Source organism: Burkholderia sp. lig30, assembly GCF_000687455.2.
Taxonomy (GTDB): domain Bacteria; phylum Pseudomonadota; class Gammaproteobacteria; order Burkholderiales; family Burkholderiaceae; genus Burkholderia.
The window spans coordinates 78,864-97,144 of record NZ_JGVW01000085.1 but is presented as its reverse complement, the minus strand read 5'-3'; the positions used below and the strand labels follow the sequence as shown (position 1 = coordinate 97,144).

15 protein-coding genes and 1 tRNA gene are annotated in these 18,281 nt (G+C 67.4%); 11 read left to right on the top strand and 5 right to left on the bottom strand.

Features of this window, described 5'->3' with window-relative positions:
* Positions 1–93 precede the first annotated feature (93 nt).
* The 3 genes from tssD to LIG30_RS15825 are packed head-to-tail and all read left to right on the top strand — an operon-like array spanning position 94 to position 1,686.
* Positions 94–576: a type VI secretion system tube protein TssD gene (gene tssD, locus LIG30_RS15830; protein ID WP_038713547.1), complete on the top strand. Its 483-nt coding sequence runs from the start codon at positions 94–96 to the stop codon at positions 574–576.
* A 10-nt stretch (positions 577–586) separates the two neighbouring features.
* On the top strand, positions 587–1,072 hold the full coding sequence (locus LIG30_RS25405) for a DUF2778 domain-containing protein (RefSeq protein ID WP_083494058.1): 486 nt from the start codon (positions 587–589) through the stop codon (positions 1,070–1,072).
* A complete protein-coding gene (locus LIG30_RS15825) occupies positions 1,069–1,686 on the top strand; it encodes a hypothetical protein (protein WP_152986111.1) in 618 nt (205 codons plus the stop codon). The genes LIG30_RS25405 and LIG30_RS15825 overlap by 4 nt, the downstream gene beginning before the upstream one ends.
* A gap of 153 nt (positions 1,687–1,839) precedes the next feature.
* Here the strand turns inward: LIG30_RS15825 and LIG30_RS15820 are convergent.
* Positions 1,840–1,914: transfer RNA gene (locus LIG30_RS15820), tRNA-Val, on the bottom strand.
* A gap of 190 nt (positions 1,915–2,104) precedes the next feature.
* Positions 2,105–3,010 (bottom strand): LysR family transcriptional regulator, encoded by a 906-nt coding sequence (locus LIG30_RS15815; protein ID WP_038713545.1) that lies wholly within the window; start codon positions 3,008–3,010, stop codon positions 2,105–2,107.
* A 111-nt stretch (positions 3,011–3,121) separates the two neighbouring features.
* Here LIG30_RS15815 and LIG30_RS15810 point away from each other — a divergent pair, with 111 nt between their 5' ends.
* From LIG30_RS15810 to LIG30_RS15800, 3 genes are all read left to right on the top strand, one after another.
* On the top strand, positions 3,122–4,873 hold the full coding sequence (locus tag LIG30_RS15810; RefSeq protein ID WP_038713544.1) for an acyl-CoA dehydrogenase family protein: 1,752 nt from the start codon (positions 3,122–3,124) through the stop codon (positions 4,871–4,873).
* Positions 4,870–6,063: a CaiB/BaiF CoA transferase family protein gene (locus LIG30_RS15805; RefSeq protein ID WP_038713543.1), complete on the top strand. Its 1,194-nt coding sequence runs from the start codon at positions 4,870–4,872 to the stop codon at positions 6,061–6,063. The genes LIG30_RS15810 and LIG30_RS15805 overlap by 4 nt, the downstream gene beginning before the upstream one ends.
* Before the next feature lie 144 nt (positions 6,064–6,207).
* A complete protein-coding gene (locus tag LIG30_RS15800; RefSeq protein WP_038713573.1) occupies positions 6,208–7,605 on the top strand; it encodes an MFS transporter in 1,398 nt (465 codons plus the stop codon).
* Between the two features lie 74 nt (positions 7,606–7,679).
* Here the strand turns inward: LIG30_RS15800 and LIG30_RS15795 are convergent, their stop codons facing one another.
* On the bottom strand, positions 7,680–7,955 hold the full coding sequence (locus LIG30_RS15795; RefSeq protein ID WP_038713542.1) for an oxidative damage protection protein: 276 nt from the start codon (positions 7,953–7,955) through the stop codon (positions 7,680–7,682).
* Between the two features lie 44 nt (positions 7,956–7,999).
* Positions 8,000–9,376, bottom strand: a complete 1,377-nt coding sequence (gene argA / locus LIG30_RS15790; protein ID WP_038713541.1) for an amino-acid N-acetyltransferase — start codon at positions 9,374–9,376, stop codon at positions 8,000–8,002.
* Between the two features lie 23 nt (positions 9,377–9,399).
* On the opposite strand from argA, the gene hrpA reads away from it, so the two are divergent.
* From hrpA to LIG30_RS15765, 5 genes are all read left to right on the top strand, one after another.
* Complete coding sequence (gene hrpA, locus LIG30_RS15785; RefSeq protein WP_038713540.1) at positions 9,400–13,695, top strand: ATP-dependent RNA helicase HrpA; 4,296 nt, start codon at positions 9,400–9,402, stop codon at positions 13,693–13,695.
* 95 nt (positions 13,696–13,790) lie between these two features.
* Positions 13,791–14,780 carry a YVTN family beta-propeller repeat protein gene (locus LIG30_RS15780; RefSeq protein WP_038713539.1) on the top strand — a complete coding sequence of 330 codons (990 nt, stop codon included), beginning with the start codon at positions 13,791–13,793 and terminating at the stop codon, positions 14,778–14,780.
* Positions 14,781–14,799: 19 nt separating this feature from the next.
* On the top strand, positions 14,800–15,786 hold the full coding sequence (locus LIG30_RS15775; RefSeq protein ID WP_038713572.1) for a sterol desaturase family protein: 987 nt from the start codon (positions 14,800–14,802) through the stop codon (positions 15,784–15,786).
* A gap of 110 nt (positions 15,787–15,896) precedes the next feature.
* Complete coding sequence (locus LIG30_RS15770) at positions 15,897–16,724, top strand: EI24 domain-containing protein (RefSeq protein ID WP_038713538.1); 828 nt, start codon at positions 15,897–15,899, stop codon at positions 16,722–16,724.
* A complete protein-coding gene (locus tag LIG30_RS15765; RefSeq protein ID WP_038713537.1) occupies positions 16,721–17,536 on the top strand; it encodes a competence/damage-inducible protein A in 816 nt (271 codons plus the stop codon). The genes LIG30_RS15770 and LIG30_RS15765 overlap by 4 nt, the downstream gene beginning before the upstream one ends.
* A gap of 103 nt (positions 17,537–17,639) precedes the next feature.
* Here the strand turns inward: LIG30_RS15765 and LIG30_RS15760 are convergent, their stop codons facing one another.
* On the bottom strand, positions 17,640–18,104 hold the full coding sequence (locus tag LIG30_RS15760; RefSeq protein WP_038713536.1) for a rhodanese-like domain-containing protein: 465 nt from the start codon (positions 18,102–18,104) through the stop codon (positions 17,640–17,642).
* Positions 18,105–18,281 lie beyond the last annotated feature (177 nt).

Here is an 18,281-nt window from a genome sequence, read left to right as displayed (position 1 = left end):
TTATTGAGATAAAACCAATGCGGAGAATATGGAGAGAGTGTCTGTTAATGTGCCGGAGATGTGTGAGAGTTTTATTTTTGAGATGGAGGTGCCATGGCGATTCCATTACATCTTTGGTTGAAGGACGACGGCGGCGCGGACATGCGGGGTTCAAGCGAAGTAGCTGGTCGAGAGGGTAGTATCGAGGTGCTGAGTCTTTCGCATGGAATTCATACACAGGCTGACGGTAATACCGGAAAGTTGATGTGCGGACGATCGCATCGACCGTTAACGATTGAGAAGGAGATCGATCGGTCTTCGCCTTTGTTATACATGGCCGTAGCGCGTGGAATGACGTTGAAATCGGCAGAAGTTAAGTGGTATCGAACTACCGAAGCGGGGAAAGAGGAGGAGTATTTCAATATGCTGATGAACAACGTCAAGGTAATTTCCGTGTCACCTCGCGTGCCAAATATCAAAGAACAGTCGAGCCAGCATCGGACGCATTTTGAAGTAGTGGAACTCATGTATGAGCAGATCCAATGGTCGTATCTCGATGGGAACATGATTTTCAGGGATGCCTGGAACATGTCCTGAGAGGCATTGGATGCGTGACATCAAATGCAGTTTCCATTTGGACCATCAGCAAACTTCGTGGCTTCGCTGCGACGGAATCGGGCCGATAGCTGCGTTTTCTGGGCAGAAGCATGGCCGTGGCAATCCAGCAGCCGTGAATCAAAAGGATATCGGTCCAATTCCGAAAGGTACATATTACTTGGTCGATCGCCAGTCGGGCGGACGACTTGGCTTTATTTACGACCTTTGGGGAGAGTATGGATGGGGGGCAACGGATCAAAAAAAATGGTTTGCGCTTTGGAACCCGTCATCTGGTGACACTACGATGATCAACGGCGTAAGGCGAGGCAATTTCCGCTTGCACCCCATGGGACCTGCACGACTGAGCATGGGGTGCATTACGATCGTTCACCCCTCGGACTTCAATCGTCTTGAACGTCACCTCCGTTCGCGCAAACCGGATCTGCCGGTTCCGGGGACAACCCTTAAGGCATACGGGACCGTCGAGGTGCGATGACACAATTGCTTTCCGTAATATTCCGGTTGTCGGCGAGTGCGACCATTGCCATCGTTGGTGGATGGTGTCTTGCACATGCGATTGCCGACTGTTTCTGCAATATGCCGTTCTTTCTCGAAATGTCGTTGCGCGCCGCGTTGCGGTTCACCGGAAACGGGGAGCTCGACAATCCGAACGACCTGGAAACGCTTGCGTTGCTCTGGCTACTGGTCACATGCGTGATGCTGGTCGCTGGGGTGCTTGCATATGGCCATATCGCGTGGCGATACTGGCGGTCTCGTCATGATCGCGTCGAGACGAGCCGCTATGAGGGCGCGCGCTTCAAAACACCGTCGCGCGCCGTAGTGTCACTGCTCATCGGCGTTGCATTAGCCGTCGTATTGGGCTGGTATCTGACATTTCTGCTGGAGCTTGTCGTGGTCGATTTCCTCTCCGTGGACATGCTTTCCCCGCTGGGTAGAGGCGTGCAGTTCGTTCTGCGGCAACAGGGGCGTGCAGACCTCGGAGACCCAGCCTTCACTGAGGGCCTTGCATTGCAATTCTATTGGGGATTGAGTGTGCTGCTGGTAGGCGGAGCACTATCTTGGCGCGCGCTCCGGCGCCGGAGTGTGTGATTTCGAGGCCCCGGCATTAGATGCTGATCCGCCACTTCTCAGTCCGATGGCTCATGCACGGAGGCGTTTCCTGGGACAGCAAGAAAAGAAAAAGGCCCTCGGCTTTCGCCAGAGGGCCTTTATTCTTCGGGCTTCCAACACACCCACGAATTCTGGTGGGCGGTACTGGGATCGAACCAGTGACCCCTGCCGTGTGAAGGCAGTGCTCTACCGCTGAGCTAACCGCCCGAAGAAGATGAAATTATGTCAGAGCTTTTGGGGTTCGTAAAGCACTTTCTGCAAATTTTTTTAGAGAGATGCGCAGCACGTGCCTCCGCGGACATTTTCGCTCGTTGACTGCCTGGCCGAATCGACGCGCGGGCCGCCTCCGACGCCCGTCGCTGCATCCGGCGCAACATGCCTGTTCCGCCGCACGCGCTCAATCCTCTCCACGCGCGGGCAGCGCCTCGATCGCCTTGCGCAGATACTCGGCGAAGCGCAGCGCGACCGGCTCGGCGTCGCCGCTGCGTTTCAGTTCGAGCGTGCGCGATTCGAGCGGCGCGTCCGTGAACGCCCGGAACGCGAGCCGCGTGCTGCGCGCCTGTTGCAGCACGCGCGGCACGAGCGCGACGCCCATCCCGAACTCGACCATCGACAGCACGGTCTGCCAGAGGCGCGCCTCGTGGCGGATCAGCGGGCTGAAGCCGGCGTTCACGCACTGCGCGATGATCAGGTCGTGATAGTGGGGCGCGGCGTCGCGCGGAAACAGGATGAACGGCTCGTCCGCGAGCGCGGCCAGCTCGACCTCACTGCGTCGCGCGAGCGCGTGCGCGGCGGGCAGGCAGCATACGAACGGCTCGGAAAAAATCGGCGTGGAGACGATCTCCGCCGGGAAGTGGCCCCAGTGCGCGTAGCCGAGATCGATCTGGCCGCGCTGGATCGCCTGCACCTGCGCCTGCGTGTTCATTTCGCTCAACACGATCTCGACGCTCGGATAGTCCGCCTCGAAGCGCTGCACCGCGCCGGGCAGCCCGCGATACAGCATCGAATGGACGAAACCGATCCGCAGCCGGCCCGCCAGCCCCGACGCCGAGCGCACCGTCAGGCGCTCGGCCTCCGCCGCCTGCAGCAGCAGCCGGCGGGCCTCGCGCAGCAGCACCTCGCCCGCGTTCGTCAGCGCGACCGACTTGCTGGTGCGCGCGAACAGCTGCACGCCGAGCGCCTCCTCGAACTTGCGGATGTCGAAGCTCAACGCGGGCTGCGAAATGAACAGCCGCTTGGCCGCCCGGCCGAAGTGCAGCTCCTCCGCGACCGCCACGAAATAGCGCAACTGCCTCAGTTCCATCGCGTTTCCCGTCGGGCGTTATCGATAAGCTAAGTCTATCGTGCCGGATGAATCGTGTATTGGACGCTTATCGTCTGCCCGCCTACGCTGAGCGAACCAGGAGGCAGACACATGAACGAGACCGCTTTCGCGCCGCGCGCCGGCGCCGACAACATCCCCGACAGCCGGGGCGTCAATTTCTTTACCGCCGATCCCGATCTGGCCGCGTTGCTGAGGCTGCATCTCGGCGACGCGCGCTACGCGGCGCTCGCGCCGCAACTGCACGCGCTCGGCGCGCGCGTCACCGGCGAGCTGGACGAGTGGGCGGCATGCGCGGACCGGCATCCGCCGGCGCTCGTGCACCGCACCCGCCGCGGCGAGCCGCTGCAGCGCATCGACAAGCATCCGGCCTACGTCGCGCTGGAGCGCGCGGCCTACGCGGAGCTGGGGCTTGCATCGCTGAGCCACCAGCGCGAGCCGGCGCCGCCGCTCGTCAAATATGCGCTGACCTTCCTGTTCGTGCAGGCGGAGTTCGGCCTGTGCTGCCCGGTCAGCATGACCGACTCGCTGACCCGCACGCTGCGCCGCTTCGGCGATCCGGCGCTGGTCGAGCGCTATCTGCCGATGCTCGCGTCGCGCGACTTCGACACGCTGTACCAGGGCGCGATGTTCATGACCGAGCAGGCGGCCGGCTCCGACGTTGGCCGGATCGCCACGCGCGCGGTGCGCGAGACCGACGCGCAAGGCAACGCGGTGTGGCGGCTGTATGGCGACAAGTGGTTCTGCTCGAACGCGGACGCCGATCTCGCGATGGTGCTCGCGCGGCCCGACGGCGCGCCGGACGGCATCAAGGGGCTGGCGCTGTTCCTGCTGCCGAAGACGCTGCCGGACGGCTCGCGCAACCGCTACCGGATCGTGCGCCTGAAGGACAAGCTCGGCAGCCGCTCGATGGCGAGCGGCGAGATCGCGCTGGACGGTGCCGACGCCCACCTGATCGGCGAGATCGGCCGCGGCTTCCATCAGATGGCGGACATGATCAACATGTCGCGGTTGTCGAACGGCGTGCGCGCGGCGGGGCTGATGCGGCGCGCGATGAACGAGGCGCTCCACGTCGCCGCGCATCGCGAGGCGTTCGGCCGCACGCTGATCGACATGCCGCTGATGCAGCGCCAGCTGGTGAAGATGCTGCTGCCGACCGAGGCGGCGCGCACGATGTTCATGCAGATCGCGCTGTTGCTGCCGCAGGCGGACGCGGGCGACGCGGCGGCCGCGCGCTGCGTGCGCATCCTGACGCCGCTGATCAAGTTTCGCGCGTGCCGAGATGCGCGGCGCGTAACGGGCGACGCGATGGAGGTACGCGGCGGCACCGGCTACATCGAGGAGTGGAGCGACGCGCGGCTGGTGCGCGACGCGCATCTCGGCTCGATCTGGGAAGGCACGAGCAACATCGTCGCGCTCGACATCGCGCGCGCCGCGCAGCGCGAAGCGGCGCTCGATGCGCTGCGCGCGTTCCTCGCCGAACAGCTCGGCGAGGCACCGCTGCCGGGCGCGAGCCGCGCGTGGCTGCGGCGCGTGCTCGCGCGCGCGTGCGACGCGCTCGCGCAGGTCGCGGCGAGCGGCGACGACGCGAGCGTGCGCCAGGCCGGCTCGGCGCTGTATTACGCGAGCGCGGCGATCCTGATGGCATGCGAGGGCGTGCGGCTTGCGCCGGACTGCCGCCGCCTCGCGCTCGCGCACCTGATCCTGCGCCACACGCTGCTGCCCGCCGATCCGCTCGCGGTGCCGGCGCAGGCGGGCGACGCGCCCGTCATCGACGCGCTGCTGCGCGGCAAGCCGGTCTCGCTCGACGCGGCGCTCGGCCTGCTGCCGAAGGAGGCGCCATGAACGCATCCCGTGGCGCGCTGGACGGCCTGAAGGTGGTCGACCTGAGCCGCGTGCTCGGCGGCCCGTACTGCACGCAGGCGCTCGCCGATCACGGCGCGCAGGTCGTCAAGATCGAGCCGCCGGCAGGCGACGAGACGCGCGGCTGGGGGCCGCCGTTTCTCGACGACACCGCGTGGTATTTCATGGGCGTGAACCGCAACAAGGAGGGTCTCGCCGTCGACCTGTCGCGCGACGAAGGCCGCGTGATCCTCTGGCGCCTGCTCGAAGACGCCGACGTGCTGGTCGAGAACTTCAAGCCGGGCACGCTGGCGCGCTGGGGGATGGATTACGCGCGCGACCTGAGCCCGCGCTTCCCGCGCCTGATCCATTGCGCGGTGACGGGCTTCGGCGCCGACGGCCCGCTCGGCGGGCTGCCCGGCTACGACGCGGTGATCCAGGCGATGGCGGGGCTGATGAGCGTCAACGGCGAGCGCGACGGCGACGCGATGCGTATCGGCCTGCCGATCGTCGACATGGTGACGGGCCTCAACGCGCTCGCGGGCATCCTGCTTGCGCTCGCCGAGCGCGACAGGAGCGGCCGCGGCCAGTCGATCGACATCGCGCTCTACGACTGCGGCGTGTCGCTGCTGCATCCGCATCTGCCGAATTTCTTCGGTTCGGCGCGCGTGCCCGCGCGCAGCGGCAACGCGCATCCGAACATCGCGCCGTACGACAGCTATCGCACGGCGACGGTGCCGATTTTTCTCGCGGTCGGCAACGACCGGCAATTCGCGAAGCTGTGCGCGCACCTGGGTGAGCCTGCGCTGGCGCGCGATCCGCGCTTCGTCGACAACCGCAGCCGCTGCGCACATCGTCCGGCGCTGAAGGCCGCGCTCGAGGCGCGGCTTGCGGAACACGCGTGCGACACGCTCGCGCAGCAGCTGATGGCGGCCGGCGTGCCGTGCGGGCCGGTGCAGACGGTCGGCGACGTCGCGAACCACCCGCATACGCTGCACCGGAACCTGCTCGTCGAGCTGGGCCGGTATCGCGGCACCGCATCGCCGATCAAGCTGTCGCGCACGCCCGCGACGTACCGCCGCCCGCCGCCGGCGCTCGGCCGCGACACACGCGCGGTGCTCGATCGCCTCGGCGTCGATCCGGCGCTGCAACAGCGGCTGATCGACGCGGGCGTGCTGAAGTCGTCGGCGTGAACCGGGCGTGAGCCGCAGGCCGGCGGCGAAACCGGCCACCACAGGGTCTGCTTGCACATGGAGCGCGTGCACGTTCCATCTGGAAGCAGACCCGGGGCAAGGCGCGCGGCAGTCGCGCCGCCCACAACAAGCATGGAGACATCGATGAACCGTCAGCAAGCCCCTCACGAAGCAGGCCGCCGGCCTGCACGCGCCGCCTGGGCGGCATTCGTCGGCACTACGATCGAGTGGTACGACTTCTACATCTACGGCACCGCCGCCGCGCTGGTGTTCGGCAAGGTGTTCTTTTCCGGCGAGATGAATCCGGGCGTCGCGACGCTGCTCGCGTTCGTCACGTTCTGGGCGGGGTTCGCCGCGCGCCCGCTCGGCGGCATCGTGTTCGGGCATCTGGGCGACCGGGTCGGGCGCAAGAAGGCGCTCGTCGTGACGCTCGTGATGATGGGCCTCGCGACGACCGGCATCGGCCTGTTGCCGGGCTACGCGCAGATCGGCGCGTGGGCGCCCGTCGGGCTCGTCGCGCTGCGGCTCCTGCAAGGCGTCGCGGTCGGCGGCGAATGGGGCGGCGCGGTGCTGATCGCGAGCGAGAGCGCACCGAAGCACAAGAGCATCCTGTACGCGGCGTTCGCGCAGCAGGGCGCGCCGGCGGGGAACCTGCTCGCGACCGGCGCGTTCTTCGCGCTGAGCGCGCTGCCGACGCCCGATTTCCTGCTGTGGGGCTGGCGCATTCCGTTCGTGCTGTCGGCGGTGCTCGTGATCGTCGGCATGGTGATCCGCCTCAAGCTCGAGGAGTCCGACGACATGCGGCGCGTGCTGCAGCGCAAGCGCACGGTGAAGCTGCCGCTCGCCGAGGTGCTGCGCGACCACTGGCCGGTCGTGCTGCTCGCCGCGGGCGCGCTGCCGGTGATCCACGTCACGTACTTCCGCAGCACGTTCGCGCTGTCGTGGGCGACCAAGACGCTCGGCTACGCGCCCGGCACGTTTCTCGGCATGCTCGCGCTGTCGCTCGTCGTGCAGTTCGTCGCGCAGCCGCTCGGCGCGTGGCTCGTGTCGCGGATCGACATGCGCCGCGCGATGTGCGCGATCCTGATTCCGGAGTTCGTGCTGATGCCCGCGATGTTCCATGCGATCGAAACCCGCTCGTACTGGATCGCGGTCGCCGGGATGTGCCTGTCGACGATTCCGTCGGCGATGTTCTACGGCGCGGTCGGCGGCGTGCTCGCGCGCGTGTTTCCGGCCCACGTGCGCTATACCGGGCTGTCGCTTGCCTATCAGCTCTGTTCGCTCGTCGTCGGCGGCGGCACGCCGGTGCTCGCGCAGGCGATCCTGAATGCGACGGGCAGCATCACCGGGGTCGCGATCGCGTCCGCTCTCTACGCGTGCGTGTCGCTCGCCTGCATGCTCGCGCTGCTGCAGCGAACCGGCTATCGCGCAAGCGAGCTGTCGACGGCGGAACGGGCGGATCTGGCGGAATCGGACGACGGTGAAGGCGGGGTGCAGACGAACCCGGAGGCGGGCGCGTCGCGGGGCTGGCGGCCGGTGTGAGCGGCGCGGGGGGATGGAAGGGGCGGCAAGGCGGTTGCCCGGAGGCCGGGCGCCGCCTTGCCGCGGCAGGCGTGTCAGGCCTGTTCCGGCGGCACGTAGCCGACTGCCTGATCCGCGCCTTCGCCGAAGAAATACTTCTCGGTCTGCTTCATCAGGTACTGACGCGCGCGCGGGTCGGCCATGTTCAGGCGGTTCTCGTTGATCAGCATCGTCTGCTGCTTGAGCCAGCCTTGCCACGCCTCTTTCGAGATGCTGTCGTAGATGCGTTTGCCGAGTTCGCCCGGCAGCGGCGGGAAATCGAGACCTTCGGCTTCCTTGCCGAGCTTCGCGCATTGAACCATTCGAGCCATCGTGTACTTCTCCTGTAAGCGGTCTGGGGGAGGGCGGCGGGCGCTCAGAGCTGCTTCATCAGCACGAGCGACTTGCGCTGCCAGTTATAGAGTTTGCGGCGGTCTTCGGGCAGGTCGTCCACGTTCGCCTTGACGAAGCCGCGCTTGAGGAACCAGTGCTCGGTGCGCGTCGTCAGCACGAAGATGTGCGTGAGGCCGCGTGCCCGCGCGCGCTGCTCGACGCGCTTGAGCAGCCGTTCGCCGTCGCCCGAGCCTTGCGCCTCGGGCGCGACCGTCAGGCACGCCATCTCGCCGATCTTCTCGAGCGGATACGGATACAGCGCCGCGCAGCCGAACAGCACGCCATCGTGCTCGATCACCGAGAAGTGGTCGATGTCGCGTTCGATCTGGTGGCGGCCGCGCCGCACCAGCGTGCCGTCCGTCTCGAGCGGTTCGATCAGCGACAGGATGCCGCCGACGTCGTCCGGGGTCGCCTCGCGCAGGCTCTCGAGGTTCTCGTACGAGATCATCGTGCCGACGCCGTCGTGCAGGAACAGTTCGAGCAGTACGCTGCCGTCGAGCGATTGCGGGATCAGGTGGGCCCGGGTCACGCCGCCGCGGCATGCGCGGATCGCATGCTTCAGGAAGAACGCGTCGTCGCCCTGCAGGTCGCCGGAGTCGAGCAGGTCGGCGGCCACGTCGAGCGACATTTCCCGTACCAGCTCGCCCGTCTCGTCGACGATGCCCGGCCCGTCGGTCAGGAAGATGATCTTGTCGGCGCGCAACGCGATGGCCGCCGCCGACGCGACGTCCTCCATCGACAGGTTGAATGCCTCGCCGGTCGGCGAGAAGCCGAGCGGCGACAGCAGCACGAGCTTGCGGCTCGCGAGCGAATGGCGGATCGATTCGGCGTCGATCTTGCGCACGACGCCCGTATGGGCGAAATCGACGCCGTCGAGGATGCCGACCGGGCGGGCGGTCACGAAGTTGCCCGACACGACGCTGATGTGCGCATGCGCCATCGGCGAGTTCGGCAAGCCCTGGCTGATCGCCGCCTCGATGTCGAGTCGCACCTCACCTGCGGCTTCCTTCGCCGATTCGAGCGCGCGCGCGTCGGTGATGCGCAGCCCGTGCGAAAATTCGGATTCGACGCCGTGCAGGTTCAGCTGCTCCTCGACCTGCGGCCGCGAGCCGTGCACCAGCACGATCTGGATGCCCATCGCCTGCAGCAGCGCGATGTCGGACACCAGTGCGTTGAGGAGTCCCTGCTGCACCACCTCGCCGCCGAAACCGACGACGAACGTGCTGTTGCGGAACTTGTGAATGTAGGGCGCGACCGCACGCATCCAGTCGACGAACTGGGCGTGATTCGCGGCATCGTCGGGCGTCGCGGGGTTCGCGGCGCCGGACTGGACGGTGGGGAGGTCGGTTTGGGAATTCATGGCCGGGATTATAATGCGCCCCCATGTCGAATGTACCTAAAAGTCCCGCGGCAGCGCGGGCCGGCGCGCCGTCGGGCCAGCACCCGGATGGTGCGCGCGACACGCGCAAGCCGCAGGGCCAGCCCGCCGCACAAGACGCGCGTCCGGCGCACCCCGAGCGAGCGCCGCGCGCGAGCGTGATGCCCGGCGCGGCCGCATCCAAGTCAGCCGCGCCCGGCTCGACCGCGCCCAAGTCGACCGCACCTAAGCCGGCCGCACCTAAGCCGGCCGCACCTAAGCCGGCCGCGTCAAAGTCAGCCGCCCCCAGCCCGGCCGCGGCTAAACCGGTCGCGCCCAGGCCGGCTGCACCGAAGCCGGCCACCGCCAATCCCGTTCCGCCGATCACGTTCCCCGAAAGCCTGCCGGTTTCCGGGCGGCGCGACGAGATCGCGCGCGCGATCGCCGATCATCAGGTCGTGATCGTCTGCGGCGAGACGGGCTCGGGCAAGACCACGCAGCTGCCGAAGATCTGCCTCGCGCTCGGCCGTGGGCGCGGCGCGGGCGGCGCCGGCCTCATCGGCCACACGCAGCCGCGCCGGCTCGCCGCATCGTCGACCGGTCGGCGCATCGCCGAGGAGCTCGGCACGCCGTTCGGCGAGGTGGTCGGCTACAAGGTGCGGTTTACCGACAATCTCGCGCCGGGCGCGTCCGTCAAGCTGATGACGGACGGCATCCTGCTCGCCGAGACGCAGACCGATCCGCTCCTCAAGGCGTACGACACGCTGATCATCGACGAGGCGCACGAGCGCAGCCTGAACATCGACTTCCTGCTCGGCTACCTGAAAGAGATCCTGCCGAGGCGTCCCGACCTGAAGCTGATCGTCACGTCGGCGACGATCGATGCGGACCGCTTCGCGCGCCATTTCGGCAGCGACGAGCGCCCCGCGCCGGTGATCGAGGTGAGCGGCCGCCTGTATCCGGTCGAGCTGCGCTATCGCCCGGTCGCCGAGGACCGGCCCGCCGTGAAACATGCGGAAGGCACCGCGAGCCGCGACCGCGTGAAAACCGCGCGCGAGGCCGAGCGCGACCTGATGGACGCGATCGTCGACGCGGTCGACGAGCTGTGCCGCGAAGGCCCGGGCGACGTGCTGGTGTTCCTGCCGGGCGAGCGGGAGATCCGCGACGCCGCCGAGGCGCTGCGCAAGCATCACCCGCCGCATACCGAGATCCTGCCGCTGTTCGCGCGGCTGTCGGCGGCCGAGCAGGACAAGGTGTTCAAGGCGTCGAACGCGCGCCGCATCGTGCTCGCGACCAACGTCGCCGAGACCTCGCTGACGGTGCCGGGCATTCGCTACGTCGTCGATACCGGACTCGCGCGCGTGAAGCGCTATTCGTACCGGAACAAGGTCGAGCAGCTGCAGATCGAGTCCGTGTCGCAGGCCGCCGCGAACCAGCGCGCGGGCCGTTGCGGCCGGGTCGCCGACGGCATCTGCATCCGGCTGTACGAGGAGACCGACTACCAGGCGCGGCAGCGCTTTACCGATCCCGAAATCCTGCGCTCGTCGCTCGCGTCGGTGATCCTGCGGATGAAGTCGCTGCACCTGACGGAGATCGAGTCGTTTCCGTTCCTCGAGCCGCCGCCGGGCCGCGCGATCGCGGACGGCTATCAGTTGCTCAACGAGCTCGGCGCGGTCGATGACGACAACGTGCTCACGCCGCTCGGGCGCGAGCTCGCGCGCCTGCCGCTCGATCCGCGGGTCGGCCGGATGATCCTCGCCGCGCGCGACCAGCAGGCGCTGCGCGAAGTGCTCGTGATCGCGAGCGCGCTGTCGGTGCAGGACCCGCGCGACCGGCCGCTCGAAGCGCAGGAGCAGGCCGACCAGGCGCACCGCCGGTTCGCCGACGAGCGCTCGGAATTCCTGCAGTGGCTGAAGATCTGGACGTGGTTCGAGGAGGCGGTCGCGCACAAGAAGTCGAACCGCCAGCTGATCGACGCGTGCCGCGCGAACTTCCTGTCGCATCTGCGGCTGCGCGAGTGGCGCGACGTCCATTCGCAACTGCTGACCGTCGTGCGCGAGCACGGCTGGCGCCTGAACGACGCGGACGCGACCGTCGAGCAGATCCATCTGGCGCTGTTGACGGGCCTGCTCGGCAACCTCGGCCTGAAAGCCGACGACGATCCGCATTACCTCGGCGCGCGCGGCATCAAGTTCTTCCTGTGGCCCGGCTCGGCGCTCGTGAAGAAGGCGGGGCGCTGGGTGATGGCGGCCGAGCTGGTCGAGACGAGCCGGCTGTACGCGCGCTGCATCGCGAAGATCGAGCCCGAGTGGATCGAGAAGGTCGGCGCGCACCTGCTGAAGACGTCGCTGTCCGAGCCGCACTGGGAAAAGCGTCCCGCGCAGGTGACGGCGTTCGAGCGCGCGACGCTGTACGGCCTGACGATCTACCAGCGGCGGCGCGTCGCGTTCGGCCGGCAGGACCCGGCGCGCGCGCGCGAACTGTTCATCCGCGGCGCGCTCGTCGATGGCGAGTTCGACACGAAGCTCGCGTTCTTCGCGCATAACCGCAAGCTGCTCGCCGACATCGAGCAGCTCGAGCACAAGTCGCGCCGGCAGGACGTGCTGGTCGACGACGAGCTGATCTTCGCGTTCTACGACCAGGCGCTGCCGGCCGGCATCCACACAGGCGCCGCGTTCGAACGCTGGTATCGCGACGAGGTGAAGAAGAGCGGCCAGCCGGATGACAAGCTGCGCCTGCTGTACCTGTCGCGCGACGACCTGATGCGCCACGAGGCGGCGGGCGTGACGACCGACCTGTTCCCGAAGCGCGCGACGATGGCGGGCGTCGAGATGGCGCTCAGCTACCACTTCGAGCCGCGCGCGCCGCGCGACGGCGTGACGCTCGCGGTGCCGCTGTTCGCGCTGAACCAGGTCGATGCGCGTCGCGCCGAGTGGCTCGTGCCGGGGATGCTGAAGGAAAAGGTGCAGTTGCTGCTCAAGTCGCTGCCGCAGAAGCTGCGCCGCCACTGCGTGCCGCTGCCGGAATACGCGGCCGGCTTCGTCGAGCGGACGGGGCGTGCGCGGGCTGGCGTGGCCGGCTCGGGTGCAGCTGGCGCGGGCACGGCCGGCCCGGTCGCGGGCGGGCTCGTCGAGGCGCTGATCGCCGACGTGCGGGAGCAGACGCAGGTCGCGATGAAGACGGCCGACTTCAAGCTGGAGACGCTGCCCGCGCACCTGTTCATGAACTTCAAGGTGATCGACGAGCACGGCCGCCAGCTCGCGATGGGGCGCAATCTCGCGCAGCTTCGCGCCGAGCTGGGCGCGCAGGCGCAGCAGCAGTTCCAGAAGATCGCCGCATCGTCGACGATGACGGCGGCCGGCGAGCCGGAGGCGGCCGCCGTGGCCGCGCCGTCCGCCGGCGGCGGCGCGAAGGGCGCGCGTGGTCCGGCCCCGCAAACCGTCGCGCCGGCCGAGGCGGGCGCGACCGCGCTGTACGAGAACCTGACGACGTGGAGCTTCGGCAAGCTGCCCGAACTGCTGGAGATCCGCCGGCGCGGCCAGACGCTGTTCGGCTACCCGGCGCTTGTCGATCGCGGCGCGCATTGCGACGTGGAGGTGTTCGATTCGCCGGAAGAGGCCGCGCGCATCCACCGCGCCGGGCTGCGGCGGCTGTTCGCGCTGCAGCTCAAGGAACCGATCAAGTACCTCGAGAAGAACCTGCCGGGCCTGCGCGAGATGGCGATGCAGTACATGTCGCTCGGCACGCAGGACGAACTGCGCGACCAGCTGATCGACACGGCGCTCGACCGCGCGTGCCTGCAGGAGCCGCTGCCCGACGACGACGCGAGCTTCCACGCGCGCCGCGACGAGGGCCGCAGCCGGCTGAACCTGCTCGCGCAGGAGATCGCGCGGCTCGTCGGGCAGATCCTCGCGGAATACGCGGGCCTCGCGAAGAAGCTCGCGCAGGCGAAGCCGTTCGCGTCCGCGCACGCGGACATCCAGCAGCAGATCGGCGCGCTGATCGGCAAACGCTTCGTGATCGACACGCCTTACGTCCAGCTTGCGCATTTCCCGCGCTACCTGAAGGGCATCGCGCTGCGGATCGACAAGCTGAAGGCCGATCCGGCCCGCGACGCGAAGCAGCTCGCCGAGCTGCAGCCGCTCGCGCAGCAATACCAGCGCGCCGTGTCGCAGCGCGGCGGCGTCGCCGACCCGCGCCTCGCGGAATTCCGCTGGCTGCTGGAGGAATTGCGAATCTCGCTGTTCGCGCAGGAGTTGCGCACGCCGATGCCGGTGTCGGTCAAGCGGCTTCACAAGGTCTGGGAATCGATGCAGCGCTGACCGCCTGCGTCACTGTGGCGCAACACCCGCTTCCGTCAACCGGCGGGGCGGGTGGCGCGTTCTACAATGACAGTTGTTCCACGACGTGAGCCTTCATGCGTACTCTTCTTTCTCTTGGCCGCGCGTTTGCCGTGGCCGCCGCCGTGCTGGCGCCCGCCGCGCACGCGAATAACGTCATTGTCCTCAATTCCGCCGAAGCGACTCTGTCCCTCATCGATCCGCAGACCCGCGAGGTCATCGGCACGATGCCGACCGGCAAGGAGCCGCACCACCTGATGGCGACGCCCGACAATTCGTCGCTGATCGTCGCAAATTCGGTCTCGAACAGCCTGATGTTCCTCGATCCGAAGACGGGCAAGCTGCAACGCACCGTCGAGGGGATCGAAGATCCTTACCAGCTCGGCTTCTCGCCGGACCGCAAGTGGTTCGTGTCGACGGGCCTGCGGCTCGACCGCGTCGACGTCTACGGCTACGACGGCCGCGACCTCAAGCTCGCGAAGCGCATCCCGCTGCAGACGATGCCGAGCCACCTCGCGTTCACGAAGGACAGCAAGACGGTGCTCGTGTCGTTGCAGGTGTCCGGCGAGATCGCCGCGATCGACCTCGCGACGCAGACGGTCAAGTGGAAGATGCCGGTCGGCAAGGTGCCGGCGGGCCTCTGGCTCACCCCGGACGACAAGTACCTGCTGGTCGGCATGACGGGCGCCGATTACGTCGCGGTGGTCGACTGGCGCAACCAGAAGGTCGTGAAGACGATCCCGACCGGCAAGGGCGCGCACAACTTCCGCTCGCTCGCCGACGGCACGCACGTCGCCGTGTCGAACCGCGTCGCAAGCACGATCAGCATCATCGACGAGAACACGCTCACCAACGTCGGCGACATCACGGGCCTGCTGCCGGGGCCGGACGACATGGAGCTGTCGGGCGACCGGAAGACGCTGTGGGTGACGTTCCGCTTCGCGAAGAAGGTCGGCGTGATCGATCTCGCGTCGCGCAAGCTGGTGCAGACGATCTCCGTCGGCCGCTCGCCGCACGGCCTCTATTTCTTCGACCGCGCGCCGTGGAGAGCGGCGAATGGCGCGTGACGCGCGAGGGGAGCGGGCCATGTTCCACATGATCGCCGCCGCGCTCGACGGCCTGGTCACGAGCGTGCAGACCTGGCTGTATATCGACGTCGTGCAGCCGTTCCTGTTCAGGTTCGACCTGATGGACTACGACGAGAACACCTACGACGCCCTTTACTGGGTGATCGTCGGCGCGCTGCAGGTGGTCGCGATGTACGTGCTGCTGCGCCCGCTCGAAGTGCTCTGGCCGGTCGAGAAGTGGGAGAACCGCAAGTCGGTGCGGGTCGACGTCATCTATACCCTGATCACGAAGCTCGGCATCTTCGCGCTGTTCTTCTTCTTCGCGTTGCAGCCGGTGTTCGACAAATTCCAGGGATGGCTGCGCCTGCACGGCTTCGCCAATTTCAATCTCGACTACCTGTGGCCGGGCGTGACGTCGAAGCCGGCCGTGACGTTCGCGATCTACATCGTCGTGCTGGACTTCGCCGGCTACTGGTATCACCGCTGGCAACACAAGTTCGGCGTCTGGTGGGAACTGCACGCGGTGCACCACAGTCAGCGGCAGATGACGCTCTGGTGCGACGACCGCAACCACCTGCTCGACGACCTGATCCAGGCGTGCTTCTTCGCGGCGATCGCGCTCGTGATCGGCGTGCCGCCGTCGCAGTTCGTGGTGGCGACCGCGCTGACGAACTTCGTGCAGAGCATTCAGCACATCAACGCGCGGCTGCCGTTCGGCCGGCTCGGCGAGCGCCTGATCGTCAGCCCGGCCTTCCACCGCCGCCACCATGCGGTCGGCTACGGCCACGAGGGCACCAGGTACGGCTGCAACTTCGGCGTGCTGTTCCCGTGGTGGGACATGATGTTCGGCACCGCGTCGTGGAACCGCACGGTCGAGCCGACCGGCATCCGCGAGCAGATCGAGGGCGAGTCGTACGGCGAAGGGTTCTGGGCGCAGCACGTGCTCGCCTTCGTGCGGATCGCCCGCCGCCTGTTCGCCACCCGGGGCGGCGCGGCATCGGCCTGAGCGCCGGCCGGCGGGTTTCGTTCGTGACGGCCCCTGCGCGCTTTGGCGCGCGGGGGCCGTGTAGTTTATCCTTTCCTGTCCATCGAACTTCTCCGTCGAGACCGGCCTGCATGAACGACCTGCTGCGCTCCTTCGTCCGGGCGTTCGCGAGTGCGCTGCACCCGCGCATGCTCTGGCTCACCTTCATGCCGTTCGTCGTCGCCGCGCTCGTCTGGGGCGTCGTGCTGTGGTTCAGCTGGCAGCCGCTCGTCGACACCGCCCGCGCCGCGCTCGACAGCTTCGCGCTGGCGGCGGCGCTTTACCGGGCCTTCGACGCGGTCGGCATGCCGCAACTGCATGCGGTCGTCGCGCCGTTCGTCGTCGTGTCGCTCGCGATCCCGCTCATCGTGCTGACCGTGCTGACGCTGATCGCGACGCTGTCGATGCCGGTCGTCGTCACGCATCTGTCGAACCGCCAGTTCGCGTCGCTCGAGATGAAGCGGGGCGGCACCTGGCTCGGCAGCGTGTTCAATTCGCTGTGGACGGCGCTCGCCGGCATCGTGCTGCTTGTCGTCACGCTGCCGCTGTGGCTGATTCCGCCGTTCTTCGCGCTGTTGCCGCCGCTGATCTGGGGCTGGCTGACCTATCGCGTGATGACCTACGACGCACTCGCGCAGCACGCGAGCCGCGACGAGCGCCGCGCGCTCGTGCGCCGGCACCGCTGGCCGCTGCTGGGCATCGGCATCGCGACCGGGCTGCTCGGCACGGTGCCGACCTTCATCTGGGTGTCGTCGATCTGGATGATGGTGCTGTTTCCGTTCGTCGCGGCGGCGATGATCTGGGTTTACACGTTCATTCTGGTGTTTTCGGCGTTGTGGTTCGGCTTCTACTGCTTGCGCGCGCTCGAGGACTTGCGCGCGACGCCGGACAGCACCGTCATCGACATGGGGCAGGCATGAGTATCGGCATCATCATCATCGGCGACGAAATCCTTTCCGGTCGCCGGCAGGACAAGCATCTGGCCAAGGTCATCGCGCTGCTCGGCGCACGCGGGCTCGCGCTCGACTGGGCCGAGTACGTCGGCGACGATCCGGCGCGCATCACCGCGACGCTCGCGCGCACGTTCGCGTCGGGCGACATCGTGTTCTCGACGGGCGGCATCGGTGCGACGCCGGACGACCATACGCGGCAGTGCGCGGCCGCGGCGCTCGGCGTGCCGCTCGAGCTGCATCCGGACGCGAAGCTGCTGATCGAGGCGCGCATCCGCGAGACGCACACCGATCCGAACGTGCCGCTCGACTTCGACTCGCCGGAAAACCTGCATCGCCTGAACATGGGCGTGTTTCCGCGCGGCGCGACGATCATCCCGAACGGCTACAACCGGATTCCGGGCTTCTCGGTCGGCCATCACCATTTCGTGCCGGGCTTTCCGGTGATGGCGTGGCCGATGATCGAATGGGTGCTCGACACCCGCTACGCGCACCTGCACCACGCGACGCCGCACGCGGAGCGTTCGCTCTACGTGTTCGAGCTGCCCGAGTCGACGCTCACGCCGCTGATGGAGCAGATCGAGCGCGATTTCCAGGGCGTGCGGGTGTTCAGCCTGCCGAGCGTCGGCGACGCGGAGCGCGGCGGCATCTATGCGCGCCGCCACATCGATCTTGGCGTGAAGGGGGAGCCGGAAGCGGTCGCAGCCGCGTTCGTGAAGCTGCGCGAGGGCGTGCATCTGCTCGGCGGCGACATCGTCGAGCCCGACACGCCGCGCGCGTGACGGGGCGCCAGAACGACACGGGCCGCGCGAGGCGGCCCGTCATCGACATGTCATCGCCCGGCTCGACGATGACGAAGGATGGGGTGGCGGCGCAGGCGTGTCGTTACGCGCCGACCCACGGCAAGTGCCGATAGCACCAGCCGTCGACCGTCTTCCGATGGCCTTCGCCGTCCTTGCCGCCTTCGAAGCCTTCGAGCAGGTCGAACGCCTTCGTGAAGCCGGCCTGCGCGGCGGCGACCGCGGCGAGCTTCGAGCGGGCGGCGCTGCGGCACAGGAACAGGATCGGCGTGCCCGACTGCACGGCGGCCTTGAGTTGCTCGACGAATTCGGCATTCGGCACGCCGCCGGGGTAGCGGGTCCATTCGACATGCACGTACTGGCCGTCGCCGACGAGCGGGCGGCCGACCCAGTCCAGCTCCGCGCGGGTGCGCACGTCCACGAGACGCGCCGACGGATCGAGCTGCAGCAGTTCGAGCGCTTCGCCGGGCAGCAGCGCGCCGGCATAATTCAGCGCGCCTTGCACGCGGCGTTCGTCGGCCTTAGCGTAAAGCTGTTCTAGCGTACTCATGGCAGGAGGTCTCCGTATCGGTGAAACGGTTATTCTATCGCGACGTTTCTGCGCGACGTCCGAACGCACCGCGGCGTGCAGATCGTGTGTGTCACCGAAAAGGTGCAAAATAACGCGCATGCCCCAACGCAAGGCATATCATCCGTTTCATGCGTTAAATTGCACCATGTGTGTGCG

Bases quoted from the DNA above. Each gene is read 5' to 3' on its own strand.
- LIG30_RS15770 (WP_038713538.1), top strand. From the start codon at position 15,897: ATGAACGACCTGCTGCGCTCCTTCGTCCGGGCGTTCGCGAGTGCGCTG.
- LIG30_RS15800 (WP_038713573.1), top strand. From the start codon at position 6,208: ATGAACCGTCAGCAAGCCCCTCACGAAGCAGGCCGCCGGCCTGCACGC.
- LIG30_RS15775 (WP_038713572.1), top strand. From the start codon at position 14,800: ATGTTCCACATGATCGCCGCCGCGCTCGACGGCCTGGTCACGAGCGTG.
- LIG30_RS15765 (WP_038713537.1), top strand. From the start codon at position 16,721: ATGAGTATCGGCATCATCATCATCGGCGACGAAATCCTTTCCGGTCGC.
- tssD (WP_038713547.1), top strand. From the start codon at position 94: ATGGCGATTCCATTACATCTTTGGTTGAAGGACGACGGCGGCGCGGAC.
- hrpA (WP_038713540.1), top strand. From the start codon at position 9,400: ATGTCGAATGTACCTAAAAGTCCCGCGGCAGCGCGGGCCGGCGCGCCG.
- LIG30_RS15810 (WP_038713544.1), top strand. From the start codon at position 3,122: ATGAACGAGACCGCTTTCGCGCCGCGCGCCGGCGCCGACAACATCCCC.
- LIG30_RS25405 (WP_083494058.1), top strand. From the start codon at position 587: ATGCGTGACATCAAATGCAGTTTCCATTTGGACCATCAGCAAACTTCG.
- LIG30_RS15825 (WP_152986111.1), top strand. From the start codon at position 1,069: ATGACACAATTGCTTTCCGTAATATTCCGGTTGTCGGCGAGTGCGACC.
- LIG30_RS15795 (WP_038713542.1), bottom strand. From the start codon at position 7,955: ATGGCTCGAATGGTTCAATGCGCGAAGCTCGGCAAGGAAGCCGAAGGT.
- LIG30_RS15805 (WP_038713543.1), top strand. From the start codon at position 4,870: ATGAACGCATCCCGTGGCGCGCTGGACGGCCTGAAGGTGGTCGACCTG.
- LIG30_RS15815 (WP_038713545.1), bottom strand. From the start codon at position 3,010: ATGGAACTGAGGCAGTTGCGCTATTTCGTGGCGGTCGCGGAGGAGCTG.
- LIG30_RS15780 (WP_038713539.1), top strand. From the start codon at position 13,791: ATGCGTACTCTTCTTTCTCTTGGCCGCGCGTTTGCCGTGGCCGCCGCC.
- argA (WP_038713541.1), bottom strand. From the start codon at position 9,376: ATGAATTCCCAAACCGACCTCCCCACCGTCCAGTCCGGCGCCGCGAAC.
- LIG30_RS15760 (WP_038713536.1), bottom strand. From the start codon at position 18,104: ATGAGTACGCTAGAACAGCTTTACGCTAAGGCCGACGAACGCCGCGTG.